We start from the raw sequence: 17,986 nt of genomic DNA, 5'->3' as shown, positions 1-17,986 counted from the left end.
AAGTAGGGGGATTTGTTGCAACGTTCAAAAACTATGAATCTACGGGAGATAGTTGTCATTGCATCAATTTCTGTTGTGTTTGGTGTACTGTATCTCGCTTGGATTATTTTTGGTCAATTTATTAAAGGCATTTTCGGTCCAATTGCACATGGAGCCATTTCAGGCGTTTGGATTATGGCACCTGTCCTTTGTGCCTATATTATTCGCAAGCCAGGGGTTGCGCTTTTAGCGGAGATGATCGCGGCAGGAACAGAAGTGCTAGTCGGTTCTGTAAATGCAGGAGTTATTCTTATTGTCGGTTTTACACAAGGGCTCGGGGCTGAACTTACCTTCGCTCTTTTTCTTTATCGGAGCTATCGTCTACCTGTTTTAATGTTAGCCGGAATGTTTGGTATGGTTGCGAATTACTTGACGTTTTTCTTCATTCATGGTTACAGCGAATTTGCATATGGTGTGCGGGTACTTATGGTTGGTGCCATGCTTATTAGTGGTGCAACTATAGCCGGTTGGGGAAGTAAAAAAATTGCAGATGCACTTAGCCGTACCGGTGTGCTAAACAATTTTGCTTTAGGAAGAATAAATCAGAAAAAAAGGATGGAAGAGAATGCAATTTCTCACGATGGATAATGTATCGGTTCAGTATCCTTTTCAGCACAAGCGTGTGCTGGAAAGGGTCAATTTATCAATTAATAAAGGTGAAATCATCTTGATTCTAGGACCAAGCGGAGCAGGGAAAAGCACGCTTGCTTTAACGCTTAATGGCATCATTCCAAGGACGATTGAAGCAGAAATGAATGGTTCAGTAGAGATGCTAGGTTCCTCAATTATAGAGAAAACACCGCGTGAACTGAGTGAGCGTATTTGCATGCTCTTTCAAGATCCTGACACACAATTTTGTATGCTTACGGTTGAAGATGAAATTTTGTTCGGTTTAGAAAATTTGCGTTTGTCACGTGCTGAGATGGAAGTACGCCTAGAAAAAAGTTTAGAAATCGTTGGACTTTCAGAATGGCGAAAAGCGCAAATAAAAGAGCTGTCCGGGGGGATGAAGCAAAAATTAGGGATTGCCTGCTTGATCGCGATGGATGCCGATTTATTTATTTTAGATGAACCGACTGCAAATTTAGATCCGATGAGTACTGATGAAATTTTTTCGTTGTTATTGTCCCTAGCGAAAGAGTATTGTAAAACATTAGTATTGATTGAGCATAAACTTGATTATTTGTTACCTCATGTAGATCGGATTATCATGCTTGATCATGAAGGACAGATTATACTTGATGACGATCCGTGTACAATTTTTATGAATGAGTATGACACGGTTGTGAAACAAGGAATTTGGGTTCCGTATATTTGTCAAGCAGCAAAAAAACTTGAAAAGCAAGGGTTTCAATGGGATAAATTTCCATTGTCATTAGAACAATGGGAGCGTGAATGTAAAAAGTTCGGTTTTGAATTACAAGCTGATTATAAGTTTGTGGATGAGCAGCAACAGTTAAATCAGCATAACGAAGCGAGTCCCATTTTGCAGTTTTGTAATGTTACATTTGCCTATACTGATCGGTCGATTTTGAACAAAATTGATTTTTCCATTCAAGCGGGTCAGTTTGTTTCGATTGTCGGACCGAACGGCACAGGAAAAAGCACGCTTGCACAACTTATTGTCGGTCTTTTAAAGCCGACTAGTGGAAATATTTATTTAAATGGGTACCCTGTTACGAAGTTGAGGACATCGGAAATTATGCAACAAATTGGCTTTGTGTTTCAAAATCCGGAACATCAATTTATTTGTGACACGGTGGAAGAAGAGCTTGCTTACAGTCTAAAAATTTTAGGTTGGGAAGAAAATGCGCGGAAAAAACGCGTTGATGAAATGCTCAAGACTTTTCATCTTGTCCATCAGCGCCAACAAAACCCGTTTACGTTAAGCCAAGGACAAAAGCGACGACTTTCGGTTGCAACAATGCTCATCAGTGACCAGCAGTTATTAATTCTTGATGAACCAACGTTTGGACAAGACGGTGTAAATACAGAAGCACTTATGAAACTGCTAGTTAACCTTCAAGCCGAAGGAAAGACGATTATGATGATTACGCATGATATGGACTTAGTATATCGCTATGCTGATAACGTAATTTTGCTACGTGAAGGCTCAATTAGGTATGCAGGCGATGTCGTTTCATTTTTTATGAATGAAGATAAATTACACGAGTCGTCAATTACTGTCCCACTTTCGTTTACATTGGAACGATGGATGAAAAGTATTGAAGAGAGGCGTACATATGTTAGAACATTACCAAAAAAGTAATCACTTTTTGCAACGAGTCAATCCGACGTTAAAGCTAATTTGTGTTTTTGTAGTTATTTTTATGATGATTTTTATTTTTGATCCATGGACACCGCTTATTTTGTTCGTTTTGACGATAAGTGTGATAGCAATTTTTGGTGGGGTTTCTATACGCTTCTTGTTTCTTCTGTTGTTGCCGTTTAGTTTATTTGCGTTTAGTTTTGTTTGGATTAATGTTGCTTTTCCTAGTGAGCGTGGGGAAACGATTTTATTTTATATTGGCAGTATGCCTGTCGCAAAAGAGAATTTGATGATCGGTATATCGCTTGGTCTTCGTTCTTTTGTTTTTATTTCATGGTCTTTGTTATTTGTGCTAACAACAGAGCCGACGAAGTTTATGTTAAGTCTTATCCAGCATTGTAAACTTTCACCGCGGTTCGGATTTGGAATGATGGCAGCTTATCGCTTTTTTCCTATGTTTCGACAGGAATTGCAACAAGTTCGTGCGGCCCATCGTATTCGGGGATTAGGTGAATTACGTGGACTCAAAGGACGATTGCAAGAAACAAAACGATACGTTATCCCATTACTCTCAAGTGCGATTAGAAAGGCAGAAAGGGTTGCTATTGCGATGGAGTCAAAAGGTTTTGATGGCAGTCGGAAACGGAGTTATTATTATGTCATACCGTGGACGAGAATGGACATTGTATTCGGGAGTAGCTTCATTCTCTTTTGTGTAGCACTATTGTTTGTAAGAAATTATTTTTTTATTTAAATAGGCTGTCCCGAAAAGACAGCCACACAATTTTTAGTCTAAGTAGCGGTTCATTTCATCGACTGAGAGGGGGGCGGATGGTGATGTGCTTTCACCAGGCATCACTACTCCTTCTCCGTCACAAACGGAACAAGAGTATTTCCAATTTTCATCATCAGAAAGCATACCGGTTCCGTCACAAGCTTTGCAAATGTGTTCACGATTGACACCCATATTAGTGTCCCTCCTTGTTTTAAGAAGTTATTTTCAATGATTACACTTCTATAAAAAACGGTTCTGGTTTATCTTTTACTAAATTAATAAGGCCACCTTTTAACATAATGTCGACTTGTCTTTCAGATAGCGTGTGCCTTACTTGAAACATATGTCCTTTATCTTTAATGGTAACGGTTAATTCGTTTCCTTCTTGAATTGTTTGTCGAATGTTTTTAATTTGTAGTACATCACCTTGTTCGAGCTTGTCATAATCTTTTTCGTTGACAAACGTAATCGGCAAGATTCCGAAGTTAATTAAGTTTTGCCAATGAATGCGAGCAAAGTCTTTAACAATAACTACTTTTAGCCCTAGATACCTCGGTGCAAGAGCAGCATGTTCACGACTGGAACCTTGACCGTAGTTAAAACCTCCAACGATTGCGTGTCCGCCTTGGTGGCGAATGTCCATCGCTCGTGAATAATACGTTTCATCAACAATTTCATACGTAAATTTGCTGATTTCTGGAAGGTTGCTGCGGTATGGAAGAACACGGGCACCGCCTGCAAGTATTTCATCTGTTGAAATATTATCTCCAACTTTTAATAAGATTGGCACTTCTAATTCGTTTGGCAACGCATCCATATTAGGGATTGATGCGATATTCGGTCCTTTTACAAGTTCGACTTTTTTCGCTTCTTCAGGAGGAAGCGGGGCTTGTAACAATTTATCATCAATCGTCGGATTTTTTGGTCCTTTCACTTTTGGATATTTCATGTCGAGTGTACGCGGATCTGTTATCACACCAGTTAGAGCTGAAGCTGCCGCAGTTTCCGGACTACATAAAAAGACACTATCTTCTCGCGTACCCGAACGACCTGGGAAGTTACGTGGTGTCGTACGCAAGCTATTTCTGCCTGTTGCAGGTGCCTGTCCCATTCCGATACAACCATTGCACCCTGCTTGGTGAAGTCGCGCTCCCGCTTGTAGCAAACTTGCGATATAGCTCTCTTTCACGAGATCGGTTAACATTTGTCTTGATGTCGGGTTAATATCAAATGAAACATTTTCTGCAATTCGTTTTCCTTTTACGATTTCAGCAGCAATCGCAAAATCACGATATCCAGGATTTGCTGATGAGCCAATGTATGATTGGTAAATCGGTTCCCCAGCAACCTCGCTTACAGGTACGACATTTCCCGGACTAGATGGTTTTGCAATTAATGGTACTAATTCCGACAAATTAATTTCTTCCTCAACGTCGTATGTTGCTCCTCCATCAGCAACGAGTTCGATCCAGTCTTCCTCACGCCCTTGTTCTTTTAGGAAACGTTTAACTTCCTCATCAGATGGAAACACCGTTCCGGTAGCCCCTAATTCCGCTCCCATATTCGCAATCACATGACGATCCATCGCATCTAATTCTTTTAAACCTGGACCGTAATATTCAATTACTCGATTTACTCCGCCTTTTACGTCGTGGCGACGTAGAAGCTCTAGAATCACATCTTTGGCGCTTACCCAATCCGGCAACTTGCCTGTTAATTTAATACCCCATACTTTTGGCATTTTTACGTAAAATGGTTCACCAGCAATGGCCATCGCAACGTCAATTCCACCTGCACCAATGGCGAGCATACCCATGCATCCATTTGCACATGTATGACTATCGGAGCCGAGCAACGTTTTTCCTGGCTTTGCAAGTCGTTGCATATGTACGGGATGACTGACGCCATTCCCAGCACGGCTGTAATACAACCCAAAACGTCGTGTTGCACTTTGCAAAAATAAATGGTCATCAGGGTTTTTGCTATCTTCTTGAATAATATTATGGTCGACATATTGTGCTGAAGCTTCTGTTTTCGCACGTTCAATACCCATCGCTTCAAGCTCAAGCATGACCATCGTTCCAGTTGCATCCTGTGTCAATGTTTGATCGATTTTTATGCCAATTTCTTCTCCGGGTTCCATCTTTCCTGAGAGGAGGTGGCTTTTTATTAGTTTTTGGGTTACGTTCAATGCCATTTGCTTGCCTCCTAAATGAAATCAATACTTGTGTATAGTTTTAATTTTGGCTAGAAACGGTAAATTATACGTTGGAAAAACTTAGGTTTCTAAAAAATGTAAAGATGCTTTCCGTGTTAAAATATCTATGTTGCATTCAACTTCAACGGAGGATTTGATCATGATAAAGAACGTGGCTGTAGTCGGAGCAGGAAGTCGGAATTGCACAGTTCGCGTGTATGAGTAAAATGTTTGTGGGAGAACATAAGACCTCTCCATTCAATAGCGCGGTAGGATAGAAAGCTAAAAACATGAAAAAGAGACTCTCTTTTTATATGGTTAAGTTTGCACACCAAACCAAAAGGAGAGAGTCTCTAATGAAAAAAGATATCATGAATTGGCCAACATTGAAAGAAATTGAGCGAGATTTATTCAAAGTTGTATATGATAACTTAAAAGTGATCCACCATGACAATTGAAAACTGATCCACTCTTGATAGAAAATAACCCTAACGATTCTAGTTAGGGGGATATTCAGGAGTGATTACATTGACAGAAAAACAAACGATTATCCAATTACATCTAGAGGAGATGAGTAAAAGAAAGATTGCCAAAAAGATGAAAAAATCACGGAATACAGTTGCGAAATATATTCAAGAATTTGAGAACAGTAAAGAGGAGGATGTGCGTAACCTTCCGTTTACAGAAGAGATTTTAAAGCTACCCGCTTACAAAAAGAGACAAGGCAAAAAACGAGTCTTAACTGAAGAAATCAAAACAAAACTACGTAGCTACATTAAAGAAAATGAATGGAAGCGTAAGCATTACATGGGAAAGCAACAAATGGAAATCGTAATTGGTGGGGCTGTCCAGAAATTCATTGAAAATGAGATTCTGTGACAGCCCTTTTTTTCCAAAAAATTACACCTTTTAGTACAGCAATAAACAAAAGGAATTCCACGTTTCGGCAAAGGGAACGTGGAATTCTAGCTTTTGGTAGATTATTCGATTGCGCTTCTGCAGCGTAAGAATATTAGCATGTGCGCAGGTAGGCGGGTTGCTGTTTTCGGAAGTTTTTCGCCTTGAGCTGATTTTCCTTTTTCATTACCATCGCCTTTTGTTTTAGATTTTTGACTAGAGCCGTCACGACTGACTCCGCCAGATGACTTTCAGGTCCAATCAGACTTCATCTGTTAGCAGTTTTTTTATACATGTCACCTGCCGATCTTTTAATAAGGTCAAATAACATTTCATTTTAATAGTTGACAATTTTAATCGGATTAATCATAATATCTATAAATATAAACATATATATTTACTCGGAATTAAAATGAGGTGACATCGTGTACTTAACCATTGACGGGATTCACAAAAGTTTTAAACAAGAGGGAAATCAAGAGGTTAAAGTGTTAGATGACATAAATCTTCATGTTGAAAAGGGAAGCTTTGTGTCGATTGTCGGTCCATCAGGCTGTGGAAAATCGACACTACTTTATTTAATAGCAGGACTTGAAAAAGCCGATAGTGGCGAAATAAAAGTAGCTGGAAAACGAGTTGAAAAGCCGGGCTCAGAACGAGTTGTTGTTTTTCAAGAGGCAGGTTTATTTCCGTGGTTGACAGTTCTTGATAACGTGACGTATGGATTATTATTGAAAAAAATACCGAAATCTGAAGCGGAAGAGAAAGCGAAAGAAATATTGAAAATGGTTCATTTAAGCCGATATGTTCATGCTTATCCACATCAATTATCAGGAGGAATGAAACAGCGCGTTGCGATCGCAAGAGCACTCGTCATGGAACCTGATATTTTATTGATGGACGAACCATTTTCTGCTCTTGATGAACAAACACGGATGGTCTTGCATCAAGAGTTATTAGATATTTGGCGAAAAACAAAAGTGACGATCTTTTTCGTGACACATAACATTCGTGAAGCCGTTTTATTATCAGAAAAAATTGTTGTATTTGCAACGAGACCAGGAAGAATTAAAGCAACCGTTCCAGTACCGACAATGAAAGGTGGCGTGATGCCTGATAGTGTAACCCTAAATGTTGAGCAACGAGTGCTTGCGATTTTGCAAGAGGAAATTGAAAAAGTATTAAAGGAGGAGATGGGTGATGACTACAGCTTTAAGACGAATCATCTTCATCGCGATGATAGCGGTGATATGGGAAATCACATCTAGACTTTCAAGTCTCCCAGACTTTATGTTTCCTTCTTTAACACAAGTTTTTGAAACATTATTTAATGGGATAATCAATGGGCAAATTTTAGAAGCGATCGGTAAAAGTATGAGTAGACTTCTAATTGGATTTGCAATTGCTATTATTGTTGGTCTGATTCTTGGCTATCTCATATGGCGCTTTAAATTGATGGAAGACACAATCGGCTTTGTCGTGACTGCGTTACAATCGATTCCGAGTATCGTCTGGTTCCCGATTGCGATCATTTGGTTTGGATTAAACGATTTATCCATTTTGTTTATCGTAACGATAGGAGCGACATGGACGATGACAATTAGTGCTACATCAGGCTTTAAAAATGTTCCTCAACTTTACCAACGTGTCGCAAAAACGTACGGGTCTTCGGGAATGCATTTTCTGCGCACCGTCATTTTACCAGCATCTGTTCCACAACTTATCTCAGGATTACGTATCGCTTGGGCTTTTTCATGGCGAGCATTAATGGCGGGAGAATTGCTCGGAGCTGGCGGTGGACTCGGGTATTTGTTAGAAACAGGTCGCTCTCTTGGTCAAATGGATCTCGTCATTTCAGTCATGATCATTATTGCTATTATCGGAACGATTATGGATAATGTCGTGTTCTTAAAGTTAGAAAAAAATGTCCAACGAAAATGGGGAGTCAGTCAAGTGTAAAGTGAGATTTATAAAGGTTTCTAGCACCCGTTTGAACGATAGTGAATGACACGTTAAAAAAGGAGAGAAAAAGAAATGAGAAAATTTATTTTTTCTATCATTGCAAGTATTTTAATCATAGGAGTGCTTACAGCATGTGGTAGTTCCGATAAGGCTTCGTCTGATTCAAATACAGTAAGCATTGGGTATTTCCCAAATTTAACTCACATTGCAACGATCGTTGGCCTTGAACAAAATTATTTTCAAGAAGAGTTTGGAGAAAAAACTAAAATTACGACTCAAACGGTACCTAACGGCGGGTTGTTTATGGAAGCAATGGCTACAGATGCGATCGATGTTGGTACGGTTGGACCGGGACCGCTCTTAAACTTTTATGTAAAAAATCCTGAGTTTCATATTATTTCCGGAGCGGTAAATGGTGGGGCAGTACTCGTAGCAAATACAAATAGTGAGATTCAAAGTTTGGAAGACTTAGACGGGAAACGTGTTGCGATTCCAGTCATTGGGAGCACACAAGACGTTATGCTTCGAAAAGCATTGCAAAACGTTAATTTAAAACCAACTTCGAACGGTGGAACGGTCGAAATGCATGCCGCTGCTCCTGCTGATACTGTTTCTCTATTTGTGCAAAATTCAGTTGACGCGGCTGCGACGCAAGAGCCATGGGGCTATATTCTTGAAACACAAGCAGACGGAACGCTTTTACTCGATTGGGATGAATTTGCTTGGGGTAAAGAATCAACAAATACAGTTGTTGCTGCGTCCGCATCATTTCTTGAAAATGAAGACAATGTAAAAGCTTACTTACGAGCTCATATTAAAGCTGTCAATTTCATTCAAGAAAACCCTAAAGAGGCTCAGCAAATCGTGATGGAGCATATTAAAGATTTAACAGGAAAAGAATTGAACAAAGATGAACTTGAAGCAGCTTTTGCAAAACTAGAAGTAACGACAGCAGTCAATGAACAGGTCATTCAAGAAATGGCTGACATTAGTTTAGAAGCTGAATATATCTCTAACAATGATATTGAAGGGATGATTAATCTTACGTTTTTACAGGAATTAGAGAATAATTAACTTGAAAAGAGAGCACCTATCGTTTGAATCTACGAACTAGACAAAGACGATAGGTGTTTCTGTTTACAAACATACATTGGGAGCAGTTTGCGTATAGATAAAGAAAACAGAGTTGTATAGATTTTTAAAAAAAGAAAACGCTTTCTTAAAGGCGAGAAACATAGTACAATTTACGTAAATCAAATGTTTAGAGGGGGTTAAGACGATGACAGTTGCCAAAGTGGGGAATATTATTTCGTTTCGTGACGGGATGCGTGGCAAAGTAGTTGCCGTTTTACAAAATACAGTTGTCGCTGACTTAACGATTATGCCAGAATTTGAGTCTTTGAAACTTGAAAAGGATCGGGAGGTATTACGTCACGAGGAATATAGAGTTGTAGAGTAACATCATATATTGTTTCTAAAATGGAGGTGATACCATCCAATACATATAGTTTTATAGAGTGCTGCCCCAGTTTACGTCTACTGTCCTAAATTAAAAAAGGAGGATGCCTGTGGAAAAAACAATTGAACTTTTGCCGAAAGTAACGGAATTTTTAAAAGGAACGAAGAAGCTTTTCATCAATGGTGAGTGGGTTAAGTCGGTAAGCGGAAATACGTTTGAAACGAGAAATCCTGCAACTGGTGAAGTCCTGGCTCATGTATATGAAGCGGAAGCGGAAGATGTGAACCGTGCGGTTGAAGCAGCAAGAGAAGCATTTGATCATGGACCATGGTCAACAATGAATGCATCTGAGCGAAGTCGTCTCATATACAAATTAGCTGATTTAATGGAAGAAAACCTTGAAGAATTAGCCCAATTAGAAACGCTTGATAATGGAAAACCGATCAATGAGTCAAAGCATGCTGATATTCCAATGGCTATTGAACACTTTCGATATTATGCTGGTTGGTCAACAAAAATTGTTGGCCAAACGATTCCGGTTAACGGTCCGTATTTCAACTACACACGCCACGAACCGGTCGGTGTTGTTGGGCAAATCATTCCATGGAATTTTCCGATTTTAATGGCAGCATGGAAGCTCGGTGCGGCATTAGCTACGGGTTGTACAATTGTTTTAAAGCCAGCGGAACAAACACCGCTCTCTGCGCTTTATCTCGCAAAGCTCATTCAAGAAGCAGGCTTTCCTAACGGAGTCGTTAATATCGTACAAGGTTTTGGAAAAACGACAGGTGAGGCGTTAATTTCTCATGAAAAAGTAAACAAAATTGCGTTTACTGGTTCGACTACTGTCGGAAAGCACATTATGCGTACGGCAGCAGATACAGTAAAAAGAGTGACGTTAGAACTTGGAGGTAAATCACCAAATATTATTTTGCCAGACGCAGATCTATCACGAGCGATTCCTGGTGCATTGATGGGAATTATGTTTAATCAAGGACAAGTATGCTGTGCTGGCTCCCGACTTTTTGTTCAGAAAAAAGCGTATGACAATGTCGTGGCGGACCTCGTTTCCTATTCGAAAAACTTAAAACAAGGTCAGGGATTAGAACCTTCAACACAAATTGGACCTCTCGTATCTGAAGTTCAACAAAATCGTGTCCTCGGGTATATCGAAAAAGGGAAAGAAGAAGGCGCTGAATTGTTGACAGGAGGAACGAATCCATTTGAGCAAGGTTATTTCGTTGAACCGACAATTTTTGCTGCGGTTGAAGATGACATGACGATTGCAAAGGAAGAAATTTTTGGTCCTGTCGTTGCAGCAATGCCATTTGAAGATTTAGATGAAGTAATTGAACGAGCGAATAATACGACATATGGACTAGCGGCAGGCTTATGGACGGAAAATGTTCGAAATGCTCATTATATAGCGAGCAAATTACAAGCTGGAACGGTATGGGTGAATTGCTATAACGTATTTGATGCGGCTTCACCATTCGGTGGTTTTAAACAATCTGGTAGTGGGCGTGAAATGGGTTCATACGCACTTAATAACTACACAGAAATAAAAAGTGTATTTATCAATATGAAATAAAAGAAATCGGCATTTTCGCCGATTTCTTCAATTTCAGGCTTCTGACCTCTGACTTCTATAAGAAGAACCGAGCATGGTTTTCGCCCGGTTTTTCTTTATTAGTAGACGTAAGCTGCGCCTACAATGATTAACAAGATGAACAATACAACGATTAACGAAAAGCTTGTGCCGTATCCTCCGACTACTTCACCCATTCATATACCTCCTAAATAAGCAAGGATTCGTGTGATTAGAGTAGATTTTTAATAAGAGGTTAGCTTATCGGATGTAAGCTGCTCCTACGATGATAAGCAAAATAAACAGCACAACGATTAGCACGAAAGCGTTACCGCCCCAGCCTCCAACAGGTGCGCAACCATGTGCGCCATAAGCTGGGTAGCCATAATCATAACCGTAACCCATAAAAACCCCTCTCCTTTCAACTGAAAGTGGAACATCATTTTAAGGTCAAAAAGGGATTACCAGACGTAAGCAGCACCTACAATGATTAACAAGATAAACAATACAACGATTAACGCAAAGCCTGCGCCTGCGCCGTATCCTCCTCCAACTCCACTCATAATTCCACCTCCCTTTTTGTTATCACTACACAATATGTGAAATGTTCACCTAGTGGAAAGGCATTTGTCCCGAGTTTAAAAAATATCGTATTGAAATAGCCTTTTTTTAAAAAATGAGCGTAAAACATTTGCGAGCATATGATGTTGTACGGTAATCGTGCATGTTCAAAAAAACAATGAAGTGAACGTTAATATTTCTTTTCATTCTACGAGCATCAGAATGTTTTGAACAACCTCTAATAAGGAGAAGGTGAGAGATGATGAGTTATTATCTACAGTTTTTAGCAAATATTGGAATTGGAGGTGCACATCCGGGTGGTTTGCCTTTGACAAAAGCAGTGTTAGCCGCTGAACCGATTAAGAAGTCGATGCACATCCTTGATCTTGGATGCGGAACAGGGCAAACAGCTGCTTTCATAGCAAAGTATTACGGTTGTCAAGTGACCGCGCTTGATATTGAAAAAAAAATGCTTGAAAAAGCGGCAACACGTTTTGCACAAGATCGATTGGATATTCGAATAGTTGAAAGTTCGGCTGAAAACTTACCTTTTAAAGAACGACTGTTTGATTACGTATTAGCTGAATCGGTGCTCGCGTTTACAGAAGTAAGTAAAGCACTAAAACAATGCTTTTATGTATTAAAAAATGGAGGGCAACTCATTGCGATAGAGATGACGAAAGAAAAAGAGGATACATTAACTGATGAAGAAGAGCAACAAATTAAATCTTTTTACGGGGTAAAAGAAATCATGACAGAGCACGAATGGTATGACAAAATGAAAGAAGCAGGTTTCGAAAAAGTACAAGTGTTGAATGTCGGTGATAAATATAGCAAAAAAGGACTGGAGGAACTGTCGGAATTAAAGCTATCTCAAAGTTTCGACTTTCATGCTTTACGTATATGGGTGGAACATCAAGAATTGATGGCTAAACTGCGTCACCGTTTAACGTATCGAGTGTATAAAGTGAGAAAAACAGATCCATGTTTAAAAAACTAAGAATATGATAGATAAGGAGAAACAAGCGGACTTACACAGGTTGTGCTAACTTAAATATTCTATATCTAGTTGACGTGTTAACTTGTACATCCTGTGTATCCCGATGTTTATGATTTTAACTAAAGATTATACAATACGAAATAGAGAAATGATCAGATAACGTTACATATAATTTTAAAAAGGAGAGGATCAATTGTGAAGATTCTCGTTCTCGGAGGTACTCGTTTTTTTGGAAAAGTGTTAATCTCCCGGCTGTTAGAGATAGGTCATGCAGTTACGATTGCTACACGGGGAATAACGCCAGATCCATTTGGAGAACGTGTGAACCGCATCGTTGTTGATCGATTTTCCGAAGCGTCATTGCGCAAGACGTTTACCGATACGAGATGGGACGTAATTTACGATCAAATTTGTTACACGCCAAATGAGGCGAAAGCTGCATGTCATGTTTTTTTGGGGAAGGTTGATCAATATATTTTCACATCATCGATGGCTGTATATGATGAATTTAAAGATGATCCATTTATGGAATCAGATTTTGATCCGTATACATACCCGTTAACAGTAGGAGGACAAGCTGATTTTTCTTATAGTGAAGGAAAACGAGCATCCGAAGCTTATTTCTTTCAAAAAGCACCATTTCCTGTTACTGCTGTCCGATTTCCGATCGTGATGGGTGACGATGATTACACTGAACGATTAACATTTCACATCGAACGTATAAAAGGTGGAAAACCATTTTATGTTCCGAATGAACATTCGAAAATGAGTTATATTTCGTCTGAAGAAGCAGGTGATTTTTTAGCTTGGCTTGCTGAAACTAGATTGACGGGACCAGTTAATGCTTGTTCAGAAGGGATGATTTCAATAAAAGATTTGATAACAATGATTGAAAACATCGTCGGAATACAGGCGGTGCTTACGAGCAATAAACGATTAGAAAAGTCACCATACGGATATTATGGGACTAAAACGATGTCAACAGAAAAAGCGAAAAAGGCTGGCTATGCATTTACAAACTTAAGTGACTGGCTTCCAAGCTTAATTGAAAGCCAAAAATAAAGCAAAAACCGCTAATGACGACTTTTAGCGGTTTTTTAAAATTAATGACCTCCACAGCCGCAGCTTCCGCCGCCGCATGCGCAACCTCCTTGATGTTGTAAGAAATCTTCTGGTCTTGGAACACGACCTAATTTAATCGTATTTGTAATGTAACTATTAATCGTCTGTTCGATTTCTTCGATCATTTGTTGCGCTTCTAAGAACCCCTTTGCAGCTTCATTTTCAAGCAGAGATTCATATTCAGTTTGGAATGCATGTGTTTCTTCTTCTGTAATTGGAAGCCCTTGTTCTTGCTTTTGTTGTAAGCGCATTTGATGCTCATATAACGATTGATATAGTGTTTTTGCATGTGTGTCATGTGAGAACGTAGTAATTTTTTCATTAATCTCTTTATATTCAGGCTGCTCCAAAATAGCTGCACATAGCTTTTCCGTCATTTCGATAATTGGACTTTTGTCAAGATTGATAGCCATATTAACACTCCTTAACGAGTAAATTTTCGTGCTTGTAAATAGAACGATGAGTTCTGAGTCCATCGTAACATAAAAGTACAGTTAGATGCGAATAAGAAATTTGGAATTTATTTAAAAACTAGTTGCATTGTAGCTTACACTGTTATATTATAATTTAAAACATAAAAAACTGTACTATAACAAAATAGTGAACAGGAGGTTCAAAATGGGAGACTGCCCAAAATGTTTAGGTAACGGCGAAATTGAATTGATGGAGAAGGATGTAACGGAAGACTTTGAATCAAAGCTTGTCCCTTGCCCACTTTGTAACGGCATAGGTACTCTCGAGTAAGTGATAGTAGGAGCTGTTTCGACATGAAACGGCTCTTTTTTTAGTGTGCCCGGCATGGGGGTAATCCACAGGGTACAAGTCCCGAGCCACGAACGCAGAAGTAGTGGTTAGCTTAAACGCAAGGGTTTCGCGGTGACGCGGAATCTGAAGGAAGCGAGTGGGTGAACGGACCACGAGCATCCAACGCTTTGTCGAAGGAAAGCTATGTTTGAAGGTGAATGAAAAGAAGTCAGCAGTCGACCGTCCTTGGAGACGGAAATTTCTTGGCTTCAGCTTCACCCCATCACGAAAGCCGAAAATACGTATAGCGAAACAGAGTCTAAAACGAATGAAAGCGAAAGTTAGGGAAATGACTTCAAGAAAGCTGCCATACTCGATGGAATATCGACTGAAGAAGCTGAACCAATATTTAACGGGTTTGTGCAGTTATTTTGCACTGGCAGACACGGCAACCACCTTTGAAAAACTCGCTGGTTGGATACGCCGAAGACTTCGCATGTGCTTATGGAAAGCTTGGAAAAAGCCAAAGACAAAGATACGTAACCTGATGAAACTGGGAGTGCCTCATTGGCAAGCCTGTGAGTGGGGAAATAGTCGAAAAGGTATTGGTGAATTGCAAATAGTCCGATACTACATCGAACCCTCGACATCTCCTATTGGTCAAGCCGAGGGCCATGAAGTCTACATGTTCGTTATGAATTCTTGCGTCATCAATCTTAAATGAACCGCCGTAGATGGAACCGTACGTACGGTTGTGTGAGAGGACGGAGGTTAATCACCTCCTACTACTCGCTCTTATATCATCTTTAAGAATGAAACGGAAAAATTTTGGAAGATTGCTATTTATCCAAGTAAGGAAAGAGAGACTTCATTCGAGTTATGTTAAACTAGATTCAGTACAACAATGATGGAGGTAAATCATGATTCGGGTATTGTTTGTTTGTTTAGGAAATATTTGCCGTTCACCAATGGCGGAGGCTGTATTTAGAGATTTAATTCGTCGAGAAGGGCTGCAAAATAAAATTTCTGTTGATTCTGCTGGGACTGGCAATTGGCACATTGGTAATCCGCCGCATAAAGGAACGGTCACACTATTAAAGCAAAAAAGCATACCGACTGAAGGGATGAAGGCTCGACAAATTGCTCGTGAAGACGGAGAAATTTTTGATTATATTCTTGCGATGGATAGTCAAAATTTACACGATTTGCAAAAAGTTATTCAACCAAAAGAGGGATCACTTGTTACACGTTTTCTCGATTTAGTTGAAGACGCACCGTTTGAAGATGTGCCTGATCCGTATTTTACCGGTGACTTCGATGAAGTATATGATCTAATTATACGAGGATGCAAGGCTTTGCTTAAAAGAATTAAACAAGAAGCAAACTTATAGCGCGGATAAAAATTATACAGAAATTTAGATTGGTACAGCACGTAATATTTCAAGTGAATCAATGAAGGTACTTCATGTCGTTATATACTAATCCCTACCCGATTGTTTTCTTAATCGTACCGTGTGTGCGCAAAAAGAAAAACCTCTGTCCTTAATTACAGAGGTTAAAAATATGGGTAAGGATAGTATGGATAAGGATAAAACGGCCCAGTAAAGTACGGGAGTGTGCTTAATGCAACGATCCCCGCTAACGGGAGCAATAATCTGCGAAATCGAAAGCCTGGGTAAAAGCGTGGTCCAAAAAATCGTTCATCATTTTCATTCCTTACCATCTGGCTACTTTGAGTTGATTCATAAGTTAAAATTGTGACGTTATGATCGTCAACGTCGATTAGGATTGCTTGATATAAGCGCCCATCTCTCATCTTGATTTCAACTGCATAATCGATGTAACGACGACAATGTTCTTTTGACACATGCGGTATATGAGACGGGTGGGAATAATTATCCACATATGGCATAGTTATATTTCAACCTCCTTGTTCATTCACCATTAATGTATTCAAATGCCTACATTTAGGTGCCGTATATATGAAAAAGCATTTGACAATGTTTAGACGCAGTTTCGTTTATAACTTTTTTGTCTGGGTAAAGTAAAAAAAACCGAAGTTATATCGTAGGAGGTTTATTTTAGATGAAAGGGAATCACTTTAACCGAAAACTGTTAACAGGGGCATTTGTTGGAATGATTACAGGCATTTCCGTCATGATGTTTGATAAAAACGTTCGGAAAAATGTGGCTAAGAAAACGAAACGATTTAAATACTGGGTAGACGGAGTTAGACAAGATCCGCAAGCGTTTATGAATAATGTGAAAAGTGGACTTGACCAAGCAACAAGAAGTTTTAAAGAAGTTTCAAATCAGCTACAAGATATGCTTGAACAAATTGAGGATGTGAGAGAAACATCAACAAAAATAATTCAAACAGCAAAAGAAGCAGGGGAAGAGATGAAAGAGGTAGGAAGCAGTCTCGTTCATGTAAATTCAAACTCAGGAATTAGTCAAGACGAACGAAAGCGAGACGAATTGCAAAAGCTGCATTAAACTGAGGTGATCTCACTGTGGCAATGGAGGAGACAACCCAATTTATTAAAGCAATGGTTGAACGTATACGATATGTAAGGGCGACAGAATTAGCTGCACAGTTAGCATTTTATTTTTTACTGTCGCTCTTTCCTTTTTTAATTTTTGTTGTATCGTTGTTGCCGATCATAGGGTTTACGGGACAAGAGTTTATTGAACTTATTAGACATTTTTTTCCTGAGCAAGGGATGGAAATTGTAGATGAAAATTTAGCAGCCATTTTCGGTTCGAAAAAAAGTGGTCTCTTATCATTTGGGATTATCGCAGCAATATGGACAGCTTCGAACGCTATTAATGGGATCATACGAGCACTTAATCATGCTTATGAAATTGAAGAAACACGACCATTTATAGTTTCACGGTTTTTAGCCATTTTATTAACAGTTGGTATGCTTGTCGTTATCATTGTCGCACTCGTATTGCCTGTTTTCGGTAAAGTAATTGGTGAATTTATTTTTATTCACTTAGGCTTAACGGATCGGTTTCTAGTCGTGTGGGAAGCGATTCGATGGCTTTTAAGTTTTGCAATTATTTCTTTAGTGATTACATTTCTTTATTATATCGGTCCGAACAAACGCTTGAAGTTCCGAGAAGTGATGGCTGGAGGGTTTGCTGCAACTGCAGGATGGTTAATCGCTTCATATGGATTTTCATTTTATGTTTCAAACTTTGGAAATTATTCTGCAACGTATGGGAGTTTAGGTGGCGTCATCGTTCTTATGCTCTGGTTTTATGTTTCAGCATTTATCATTTTATTAGGTGGGATCCTAAACGTAGTCATCGATAAAAAAAATTAAAAGCACTTGGCGTTCTGCCAAGTGCTAAATCTTTTCTCTAA

At 39.2% G+C, this 17,986-nt stretch carries 20 protein-coding genes and 3 pseudogenes; 16 read left to right on the top strand and 7 right to left on the bottom strand.

What is annotated here, in order from left to right; all coding sequences use genetic code 11:
• Positions 1 to 15 precede the first annotated feature (15 nt).
• The 3 genes from ABU914_RS06980 to ABU914_RS06970 are packed head-to-tail and all read left to right on the top strand — an operon-like array spanning position 16 to position 3,062.
• A complete protein-coding gene (locus ABU914_RS06980; RefSeq protein WP_379669013.1) occupies positions 16 to 627 on the top strand; it encodes an ECF transporter S component in 612 nt (203 codons plus the stop codon).
• Complete coding sequence (locus ABU914_RS06975; RefSeq protein WP_379669012.1) at positions 605 to 2,308, top strand: ABC transporter ATP-binding protein; 1,704 nt, start codon at positions 605 to 607, stop codon at positions 2,306 to 2,308. Before ABU914_RS06980 ends, ABU914_RS06975 begins: the two co-directional genes overlap by 23 nt.
• A complete protein-coding gene (locus ABU914_RS06970) occupies positions 2,283 to 3,062 on the top strand; it encodes an energy-coupling factor transporter transmembrane component T family protein (RefSeq protein WP_379669011.1) in 780 nt (259 codons plus the stop codon). Before ABU914_RS06975 ends, ABU914_RS06970 begins: the two co-directional genes overlap by 26 nt.
• A 33-nt stretch (positions 3,063 to 3,095) precedes the next feature.
• Here ABU914_RS06970 and ABU914_RS06965 read toward each other — a convergent pair whose 3' ends face one another.
• Together ABU914_RS06965 and ABU914_RS06960 are read right to left on the bottom strand one after the other, a co-directional pair.
• Positions 3,096 to 3,275, bottom strand: coding sequence for a hypothetical protein (locus ABU914_RS06965; protein WP_379669010.1), 180 nt, complete (start codon positions 3,273 to 3,275; stop codon positions 3,096 to 3,098).
• Positions 3,276 to 3,315: 40 nt separating this feature from the next.
• On the bottom strand, positions 3,316 to 5,280 hold the full coding sequence (locus ABU914_RS06960) for an aconitate hydratase (protein WP_379669009.1): 1,965 nt from the start codon (positions 5,278 to 5,280) through the stop codon (positions 3,316 to 3,318).
• 519 nt (positions 5,281 to 5,799) lie between these two features.
• Between ABU914_RS06960 and ABU914_RS06955 the strand changes: the two are divergent.
• From ABU914_RS06955 to ABU914_RS06930, 6 genes and pseudogenes are all read left to right on the top strand, one after another.
• Positions 5,800 to 6,114: pseudogene (locus tag ABU914_RS06955) on the top strand (helix-turn-helix domain-containing protein); the annotation flags it as partial.
• Between the two features lie 488 nt (positions 6,115 to 6,602).
• Positions 6,603 to 7,445: an ABC transporter ATP-binding protein gene (locus tag ABU914_RS06950; RefSeq protein ID WP_379669007.1), complete on the top strand. Its 843-nt coding sequence runs from the start codon at positions 6,603 to 6,605 to the stop codon at positions 7,443 to 7,445.
• Entirely contained in the window at positions 7,378 to 8,136 is a 759-nt protein-coding gene (locus ABU914_RS06945; protein WP_379669006.1) for an ABC transporter permease, read from the top strand. The genes ABU914_RS06950 and ABU914_RS06945 overlap by 68 nt, the downstream gene beginning before the upstream one ends.
• A gap of 75 nt (positions 8,137 to 8,211) precedes the next feature.
• The gene (locus ABU914_RS06940; RefSeq protein WP_379669005.1) at positions 8,212 to 9,213 is read left to right on the top strand and encodes an aliphatic sulfonate ABC transporter substrate-binding protein; all 1,002 of its coding nucleotides are present in this window, start codon (positions 8,212 to 8,214) and stop codon (positions 9,211 to 9,213) included.
• A gap of 205 nt (positions 9,214 to 9,418) precedes the next feature.
• Positions 9,419 to 9,598 (top strand): YkvS family protein, encoded by a 180-nt coding sequence (locus ABU914_RS06935; protein ID WP_379669004.1) that lies wholly within the window; start codon positions 9,419 to 9,421, stop codon positions 9,596 to 9,598.
• Between the two features lie 109 nt (positions 9,599 to 9,707).
• A complete protein-coding gene (locus tag ABU914_RS06930) occupies positions 9,708 to 11,189 on the top strand; it encodes an aldehyde dehydrogenase family protein (protein ID WP_379669003.1) in 1,482 nt (493 codons plus the stop codon).
• 98 nt (positions 11,190 to 11,287) lie between these two features.
• Here ABU914_RS06930 and ABU914_RS06925 read toward each other — a convergent pair whose 3' ends face one another.
• The 3 genes and pseudogenes from ABU914_RS06925 to ABU914_RS06915 all read right to left on the bottom strand — a co-directional run bounded on the left by ABU914_RS06925 (position 11,288) and on the right by ABU914_RS06915 (position 11,749).
• The gene (locus ABU914_RS06925) at positions 11,288 to 11,383 is read right to left on the bottom strand and encodes a YjcZ family sporulation protein (RefSeq protein WP_379669002.1); all 96 of its coding nucleotides are present in this window, start codon (positions 11,381 to 11,383) and stop codon (positions 11,288 to 11,290) included.
• A 64-nt stretch (positions 11,384 to 11,447) separates the two neighbouring features.
• Positions 11,448 to 11,522: pseudogene (locus tag ABU914_RS06920) on the bottom strand (YjcZ family sporulation protein); the annotation flags it as partial.
• A 125-nt stretch (positions 11,523 to 11,647) separates the two neighbouring features.
• Positions 11,648 to 11,749 carry a YjcZ family sporulation protein gene (locus ABU914_RS06915; RefSeq protein WP_379669001.1) on the bottom strand — a complete coding sequence of 34 codons (102 nt, stop codon included), beginning with the start codon at positions 11,747 to 11,749 and terminating at the stop codon, positions 11,648 to 11,650.
• Positions 11,750 to 12,009: 260 nt separating this feature from the next.
• Between ABU914_RS06915 and ABU914_RS06910 the strand changes: the two genes are divergently transcribed.
• Both ABU914_RS06910 and ABU914_RS06905 read left to right on the top strand, forming a co-directional pair.
• Positions 12,010 to 12,747 (top strand): class I SAM-dependent methyltransferase, encoded by a 738-nt coding sequence (locus ABU914_RS06910; protein ID WP_379669000.1) that lies wholly within the window; start codon positions 12,010 to 12,012, stop codon positions 12,745 to 12,747.
• 195 nt (positions 12,748 to 12,942) lie between these two features.
• Positions 12,943 to 13,809, top strand: coding sequence for an NAD-dependent epimerase/dehydratase family protein (locus ABU914_RS06905; protein WP_379668999.1), 867 nt, complete (start codon positions 12,943 to 12,945; stop codon positions 13,807 to 13,809).
• 41 nt (positions 13,810 to 13,850) lie between these two features.
• On the opposite strand, the gene ABU914_RS06900 is transcribed toward ABU914_RS06905, so the two are convergent.
• Positions 13,851 to 14,282 (bottom strand): YlbF/YmcA family competence regulator, encoded by a 432-nt coding sequence (locus ABU914_RS06900; RefSeq protein ID WP_379668998.1) that lies wholly within the window; start codon positions 14,280 to 14,282, stop codon positions 13,851 to 13,853.
• Positions 14,283 to 14,487: 205 nt separating this feature from the next.
• Between ABU914_RS06900 and ABU914_RS06895 the strand changes: the two genes are divergently transcribed.
• The 3 genes and pseudogenes from ABU914_RS06895 (at position 14,488) to ABU914_RS06885 (ending at position 16,004) form a co-directional block, all read left to right on the top strand.
• Positions 14,488 to 14,613, top strand: coding sequence for a hypothetical protein (locus ABU914_RS06895; protein ID WP_379668997.1), 126 nt, complete (start codon positions 14,488 to 14,490; stop codon positions 14,611 to 14,613).
• 151 nt (positions 14,614 to 14,764) lie between these two features.
• Positions 14,765 to 15,291 (top strand): annotated as a pseudogene (locus ABU914_RS06890) (group II intron maturase-specific domain-containing protein); the annotation flags it as partial.
• Positions 15,292 to 15,533: 242 nt separating this feature from the next.
• Entirely contained in the window at positions 15,534 to 16,004 is a 471-nt protein-coding gene (locus ABU914_RS06885) for a low molecular weight protein-tyrosine-phosphatase (protein WP_379668996.1), read from the top strand.
• Positions 16,005 to 16,168: 164 nt separating this feature from the next.
• On the opposite strand, the gene ABU914_RS06880 is transcribed toward ABU914_RS06885, so the two are convergent.
• A complete protein-coding gene (locus ABU914_RS06880; RefSeq protein WP_379668995.1) occupies positions 16,169 to 16,525 on the bottom strand; it encodes a hypothetical protein in 357 nt (118 codons plus the stop codon).
• Positions 16,526 to 16,698: 173 nt separating this feature from the next.
• On the opposite strand from ABU914_RS06880, the gene ABU914_RS06875 reads away from it, so the two are divergent.
• Together ABU914_RS06875 and ABU914_RS06870 are read left to right on the top strand one after the other, a co-directional pair.
• Positions 16,699 to 17,109 (top strand): ATP synthase subunit B family protein, encoded by a 411-nt coding sequence (locus tag ABU914_RS06875; protein ID WP_379668994.1) that lies wholly within the window; start codon positions 16,699 to 16,701, stop codon positions 17,107 to 17,109.
• Between the two features lie 23 nt (positions 17,110 to 17,132).
• Complete coding sequence (locus ABU914_RS06870; protein WP_379669059.1) at positions 17,133 to 17,945, top strand: YihY/virulence factor BrkB family protein; 813 nt, start codon at positions 17,133 to 17,135, stop codon at positions 17,943 to 17,945.
• The last annotated feature ends 41 nt before the right edge of the window (positions 17,946 to 17,986 follow it).

This window comes from Pueribacillus sp. YX66 (assembly GCF_041725775.1).
In the GTDB taxonomy this organism is placed as follows: Bacteria; Bacillota; Bacilli; order Bacillales; family UBA6769; genus Pueribacillus.
This window is presented reverse-complemented; position numbering and strand designations above follow the sequence as displayed.